The sequence below is a fragment of the Kitasatospora sp. MBT63 genome, assembly GCF_000710465.2.
GTDB lineage: Bacteria > Actinomycetota > Actinomycetes > Streptomycetales > Streptomycetaceae > Kitasatospora.
Genome location: NZ_JAIZ01000453.1, coordinates 12,538 through 18,863, shown reverse-complemented (window position 1 = coordinate 18,863; position 6,326 = coordinate 12,538). Strand labels below are relative to the sequence as shown.

5 protein-coding genes and 1 pseudogene are annotated in these 6,326 nt (G+C 74.5%); all 6 read left to right on the top strand.

Features of this window, described 5'->3' with window-relative positions; all coding sequences use genetic code 11:
• Positions 1-879 (top strand): glycosyltransferase family 2 protein (locus AA75_RS24495; RefSeq protein ID WP_233289170.1); only part of this gene is annotated, 879 nt, incomplete at its 5' end.
• A complete protein-coding gene (locus AA75_RS24490) occupies positions 876-2,255 on the top strand; it encodes a lipopolysaccharide biosynthesis protein (protein ID WP_051813227.1) in 1,380 nt (459 codons plus the stop codon). The genes AA75_RS24495 and AA75_RS24490, both read left to right, overlap by 4 nt.
• Positions 2,252-3,220, top strand: coding sequence for a glycosyltransferase family 2 protein (locus AA75_RS24485; RefSeq protein WP_051813226.1), 969 nt, complete (start codon positions 2,252-2,254; stop codon positions 3,218-3,220). The genes AA75_RS24490 and AA75_RS24485 overlap by 4 nt, the downstream gene beginning before the upstream one ends.
• Entirely contained in the window at positions 3,217-4,032 is an 816-nt protein-coding gene (locus AA75_RS24480) for a polysaccharide deacetylase family protein (protein ID WP_033822378.1), read from the top strand. The genes AA75_RS24485 and AA75_RS24480 overlap by 4 nt, the downstream gene beginning before the upstream one ends.
• A gap of 2 nt (positions 4,033-4,034) precedes the next feature.
• Positions 4,035-5,999: a hypothetical protein gene (locus AA75_RS24475; protein WP_051813225.1), complete on the top strand. Its 1,965-nt coding sequence runs from the start codon at positions 4,035-4,037 to the stop codon at positions 5,997-5,999.
• Positions 5,996-6,326 (top strand): annotated as a pseudogene (locus AA75_RS49715) (hypothetical protein); the annotation flags it as partial. The gene AA75_RS24475 and the pseudogene AA75_RS49715, both read left to right, overlap by 4 nt.

Genomic DNA, 6,326 nt, shown 5'->3' with positions numbered 1-6,326 from the left:
CACCCGCGGGTCGAGGTGATCGTGGTCGACAACGCGCCGGCCGACGACACCACCGAGCTGCTGATCCGCACCCGCTACCGGGACCGGATCCGCTACCTGCGCGAGCCGGTCCCGGGCCTCGCCCGGGCCCGCAACCGGGGCCTCGCCGCCGCCCGCGGCGAGCTGGTCGCCTTCACCGACGACGACGCGCTGGCCGACCCCGGCTGGGTGTCCGCGATGGTGGCGGCCTTCCGCTCCGACGAGCGGATCGGCTGCGTCACCGGACTGGTCCTGCCGGCCGAGCTGGACACCGAGGCCCAGGCCGCGTTCGAACGCTTCGGCGGCTACACCAAGGGCTTCACCGCCCGCAGCTGGTCGCGCGCGCAGAGCACCGACCCGCTGCTGGCGCTGCGCGTCGGCGGCTTCGGCACCGGCGCCAACATGGCGTTCCGCACCGACCTGCTGCGCCGCCTCGGCGGATTCGACACCGCGACCGGCGCCGGCACCCGCACCCGCGGCGGCGAAGACCTGCTGGCCTTCTTCCACGTCCTTGAGGGCGGTCACACCGTCGCCTACCAGCCGGACGCCATCGTCTGGCACCGCCACCGGCGGACCATGGACGGCCTGCACTCCCAGATCTTCGGCTTCGGCGTCGGCTTCGGCGCCTACGTGACCGCCGTGCTCGCCCGGCGCCCCCGGCTGCTGGCCACCCTGTTCCGGTACTCCCCGCGGTGCGCCGCCGAGATGGTGCGCCGCAGCCGGGAGCGGTCCGCCCGCGCCGGCGGGCGCAGCCCCGCGCCGCTCGGCCGGACCGAGATCCGCGGCCTGGTCTGCGGACCCCCCAACTACCTGCTGAGCCGCTGGCAGCAGCGCGGCATCCGGGGTGGCGAACCGTCGTGACCGCCGGTCTCAGCGCCCGCGCCGGCTCCCGGGCCGCCCGTCCGTGCTCCTGCCCCGAACCGCTGCCCTGCGAGTGCTCGTACCTCACCCTGGTCCGGGCCCGGGTCCGGTCCGCGCGCAAGATCCACTCGGGTGAGCCGCTGCTGCGCAACGGGCACATGCTGGTGGCCAGCACGGTGCTGGCGGCGGCGCTGGGATCGCTGTTCTGGATCTTCGCCACCCGCTGGTACTCGGCCGAGGCGGTCGGCCGCAGCTACGCCGCCCTCTCGGCGGCCACCCTGCTCTCCGCGCTCGGCAGCTTCAACCTCGGCAACGTCCTGGTGCGGTTCGTCCCCCGGGCCGGCCGGCACACCCGGCGCCTGGTGCTGCGGTGCTACGCCGTCAGCGCCGGCGCCAGCGCGCTGGCCGCCGTGCTGTTCCTGCTGGTGATCCCCTGGGCCGCGCCGGGCCTTGGCTACCTGCGCGAGCCCGTCCTGGCGGCGGCGTTCGTCGCCGCGACGGCCGGGTACTCGGTCTTCGTCCTCCAGGACGGCGCGCTCACCGGCCTGCGCCGCACCGGCTGGGTGCTCGGCGAGAACGCGCTGTTCGCGGTCGCCAAGACCGGGATGCTGGCGCTGTGCGCGGTCCTCGCGATCGGCACGGGCATCCTGGTGTCCTGGTCCGTGGCCCTGGTCGTCGCGATCGTGGTGACCAACGTGGTGCTGTTCCGCCGGGCCGTGCCCGAACAGCACCGCGCCGACCGCAGCGGCGCGCCCGCGCCCCGGCGGGTGTTCCGCTACGCGATGGCCGACTACCTGGGCAACCTCTCCAGCATCGCCGCGTACAGCATCGTGCCGCTGATGGTGCTCAACCAGCTCGGCGCCGAGCAGAACGCCTTCTACTCGCTGGCCTGGATCATCGCCGACACCCTGTACGTCGCCGCGTTCAGCATGGGCAGCTCGCTGATCGTCGAGGCCGCCCGGTCCCCCGAACGCCTCGCCGAGCACGCCCGGCGGATGCTGCGCCACACCGGCCTGCTGCTGCTGGGCGCGGTGAGCCTGGTCATCGCCGCCGCCCCCTGGATCCTGAAACTGTTCGGCCCCGGCTACTCGGAGAACGGCACCACCGTGCTGCGCCTGATGGTGCTCTCGGCGCTGCCGAACGTGCTGCTGAGCGTCGCCATCGACGTCTGCCGGGTGCGCCGCGCGCTGCGCTGGCTGATCGCCCTGCAGTTCACCTTCGCCGTCCTGGTGATCACCCTGGTAGCCGTCCTGCTGCCCGCGTACGGGCTGACCGGGGTCGGCCTCGCCTGGCTGATCGCCGGGACCGCGATCGCCCTGCCGCTGCTGGTCGCCCTCCCGCGCTGGCTGCCCGCACCCGACCGGAGGCCGACATGAGCACCCGACGCAACGACGCCCCGACCCTGTCGGTGGTGATCTGCGCCTACACCCTCGACCGGTGGGCCGACATCCGCGCGGCCGTCGCCTCGGTGCAGGCCCAGCAACTGCCGCCGGCCGAGCTCCTGCTGGTCACCGACCACTGCCCGGAGCTGGCCCGGCGCGCCGAACGGGAACTCCCGCAGGCCAGGGTGGTCCCCAACGCCCACCGCAAGGGCCTGTCCGGCGCCCGGAACACCGGTGTCGCCGCGGCCGCCGGCGAGGTGGTGGCCTTCCTCGACGACGACGCGGTGGCCGACCCGCAGTGGACCCGGCGGCTGCTGGCCGGCTACCGGGACCCCGCGGTGGTCGGGGTCGGCGGCCTGGTCGACCCCTGGTGGGAGACCGGCCGGCCCGGCTGGTTCCCGCCGGAGTTCGACTGGGTGGTCGGCTGCACGTACCACGGTTCGCCCGGCGTCCCGGCCCCGGTCCGCAACTTCACCGGCGCCAACATGTCCTTCCGGCGGTCCGACATGCTCGCCGCGGGCGGCTTCCGGCAGGACCTCGGCCGGGTCGGCACCAAGCCGCTCGGCTGCGAGGAGACCGAACTGTGCCTGCGGCTCGCCGCCCGCGACCCGCGCGCCGAACTGCGCTTCGAGCCCGCCGCCAGGGTCCGCCACCACGTACCGCCGACCCGCACCACCTGGTCCTACTTCCGGGCCCGCTGCTACGCCGAGGGCCGCTCCAAGGCCCTGGTCGCGCAGCACGCGGGCACCCGGCCCGCGCTCGCGGACGAACGCCGCTACCTGCGGCGCACCGTCCCCGCGGCCGTCCTGCGCAGCCTGCTGCGCGCCGAGTTCCGTACCGCCGGCACGCTCTGCGCGGGCGTCGGCATCACGGTGCTCGGCTACACCTCGGGCCGGGCACACAGCTTCCTTGCCGGATCCACCGGTTCCGCAAGGCGATCGGTGAGGAGCCCGTCATGATCCCGGTCCCCGTCTTCCTGTGGCACTCCGTCTCGGACGACCCGCCCGGCTGGATCGCCCCGTACACGGTGACGCCGAGGGTGTTCCGCGAGCAGATCGAGCGGATCATCGACAGCGGGCTGTCCGTGATGCCGCTGCGGCGGCTGGTCGCCGCGATGCACGGCGGGCCGCCGCTGCCGCCCAGGGTCGCCGTGCTGACCTTCGACGACGGCTTCGCCGACTTCTACTGGACGGTCGCGCCGATCCTCTCCGATCTCGGACTGTCGGCCACCCTCTACGTCACGGTCGGCGCCATCCACCCGCCCGGCGGCCGCGGCACCGGCAGCCTGCTGCCGCCCGCGCAGATGCTCAACTGGCGCCAGGTCAACACCCTCGACGCGCTCGGCGTCGAGATCGGCGGCCACTCGCAGACCCACGCCCAGCTGGACACCGTTCCGGCCCAGAAGTGCGCCGACGAGGTGGTCGGCTCCAAGCGGGTGCTGGAGGACGTGCTCGGGCACGAGGTCACGGCCTTCGCCTACCCGCACGGGTACTCCAGCCCGGCGGTGCGCTGCCGGGTCCGGCAGGCCGGCTGGACCTCCGCGACCGCGGTCGAGAACAAGTTCAGCTCGGCCGCCGACGACCCGATGCGGATCTGCCGGCTGATGGTTCGCGACGACACCCCGCCCGCTGTGTTCGAGGATTGGACCATGGGCCGCGGGCCCGTGACCGGGCCGGTGCCGGAGAGCCTGTACACCCGGGGGTGGCGTGCCTACCGGCGGCTGCGGGCCGCGATCGGCAGCCCCGTCGGCGGCCCGCCGCAGGAGTCCTGACCATGATCGAGCCGCTCAGCGGCCCCGACCCGGGAGAGACCGCGATGGCCGACCAGCAGACCACCGGCACCCCGGACCCCGCCGCGCGCCCGCTCGCCGACCGGGCCCCCGCCATCCCGGCGCGCCGGGGCCTGCGCGCCCTGGTCCCCGGCCGCGGCGGCTGGTCCGCCTGGCTGGTCCGGGCCCCGCTGCCGCTCGCGCTCGGCCTGTGGCTGGTGTCGCTGTCCGGCGTCCGGCTGGAACGGATGGGCACCCTCGGGCTGCTCCAGGCCCTGCCGCCGCTGTACTGGGCCGCCGTCGTCCTGCTCACCCTCGGCTTCGTCGCCACCCTGCGCGCACCGCGGCTGCCGCAGCGCTGGGCGGCCGGGTACGTGGTGGGACTGATCGCCCTGATCCACGCCACCCCCAGCCTGCTCTACCCCGAACTGCGGTACGCCTGGGCCTGGAAGCACGTCGCGATCATAGACGCGATGATGCGTCACAACGGCTCGGTGCCGGGCGCGCACGACATGGACGTCTACGACCAGTGGCCCGGCTTCTTCCAGCTCAACGTGGTGTTCCTGCGCGCCACCGGCCTCCACTCGGCGCTCGGTTACGCCTCCTGGTACCCCGTGCTGGCCAACCTGCTGCTGCTCGGCCCGCTGATGATGATCTACCGGACGCTCACCCAGGACCGCAGGCTGGTCTGGGGCGGCCTGTGGCTCTACTACTCCACCGCCTGGATCGGGCAGGACTACTTCTCCCCGCAGGCGTTCGCCTACTTCCTGTTCCTCAGCGTGCTCGCGCTGGTGCTGCGGCGGCTCGCGGACACCCGGGCGAGCGGGCCGGGCCCGGACCCGGCGGGCCGGGCCGAACCGGCCGGGGCCCGGGCCCTGTCCCGGCGCTCCGACACCCCCGGCCGCGGCGGCTGGCGCCCGGTGCCGTTCGCCCTGGTGATGGTGCTGGTGGCGGCGATCGTCTGCTCGCACCCGCTGACCCCGCTGATGATGATCAGCTTCCTGGCGCTGCTCTCGCTGCCGCGCCGCAACCGGCGGGTGGTGGCGCCGGTGCTGGCCGGCGCGGTCGCGCTGACCTTCCTGTGGGACGCCACGGTCGCCCGCCCCTACATCTCCGCCAACCTGAACAGCCTGGTCTCCGCGCTCAGTTCGCCGGACCAGAACGCCCTGCCCAACCTGTCCCGGCTCGGCACCGCCGCCCCGCAGCAGGTGATGGCCTCCTGGGTGGACCGCGGGCTGACCGCCTCCGTCCTGCTGCTCGCCGTGGTCGCCCTGCTGTGCCACAGCTGGGCCCGGCACAGCCCGCTGCCCTGGCTGCTGGTGGCCCCGCTGCCGCTGCTGCTCAGCAACAACTACGGCGGCGAGATGGTGTTCCGCGCCTACCTCTTCGCGCTCCCGGCCGCCGCGTTCCTGCTGGCCACCCTGCTGGTGCAGCCCCCGCCGCGCCGCCGGGTGCGGACCTGGATCTCGACCGTGGTGATGCTGGCGCTGCTGGCCGGGCTGTTCGTCGGCTACTACGCCAAGGAGACGATGAACTACTTCACCCCGCAGGAGGCCGCCGCCACCCGGTACCTCACCCGGCTGGCGCCGCCCGGGTCGCTGGTCGTCTCGGCCACCGGCGACCTGCCGGGCGGGGAGATGCGCTACGACCAGCTTCAGCGGATCGTGTTGTCCCAGGGCAGCCTCCCCGACCGGCAGCGGCTGCTCCAGGAGCCGCTGACGGCGCTGGAGGACACCATGAGCGACCCACGGCTGACCGGCCCGGCGTACCTGATCCTGACCCGGGCGCAGGCGGCGGACACCGACCTGACCGGCCTGTTCCCGGCGGGCACCGTCGAGCGGCTGAACGACGTCGTCGCGGCCTCCCCGGACTTCCTCCCGCTCTACAGCGGCCCCGACGCCGCCGTCTACCGCTACCTGCCGACCGTCCACGACGCCGCCCCCGCCCCCGGCGGAGCACCGCAGCCATGACCGGCACCGTGCGCCCGCACCCGGCCCGGCTGCTGCTGGCGCTGTCCGGCTGGCTCGCCCTGCTCACCACCCTGCTGCCGGCCGCCGACCCGGTGCGCACCACCGTCACCGCGGCGTTCCTGCTGCTCGGCCCGGGCACCGCGGCGCTGCTGGCCGCCCCCGCCCGGGCCCGGTCCGCCAACTGGCCCGACCGGCTGGCCACCGTGGCGCTGGCGCTGGCGCTCAGCGCGGCCATCGTCACGCTGGTGGCCGTGGCGTTCTTCCTCGCCCACCTGTTCACCCTGGGCCGGGCGATGGCCGTGCTGGCGCTGCTCACCTCGCTGCTCG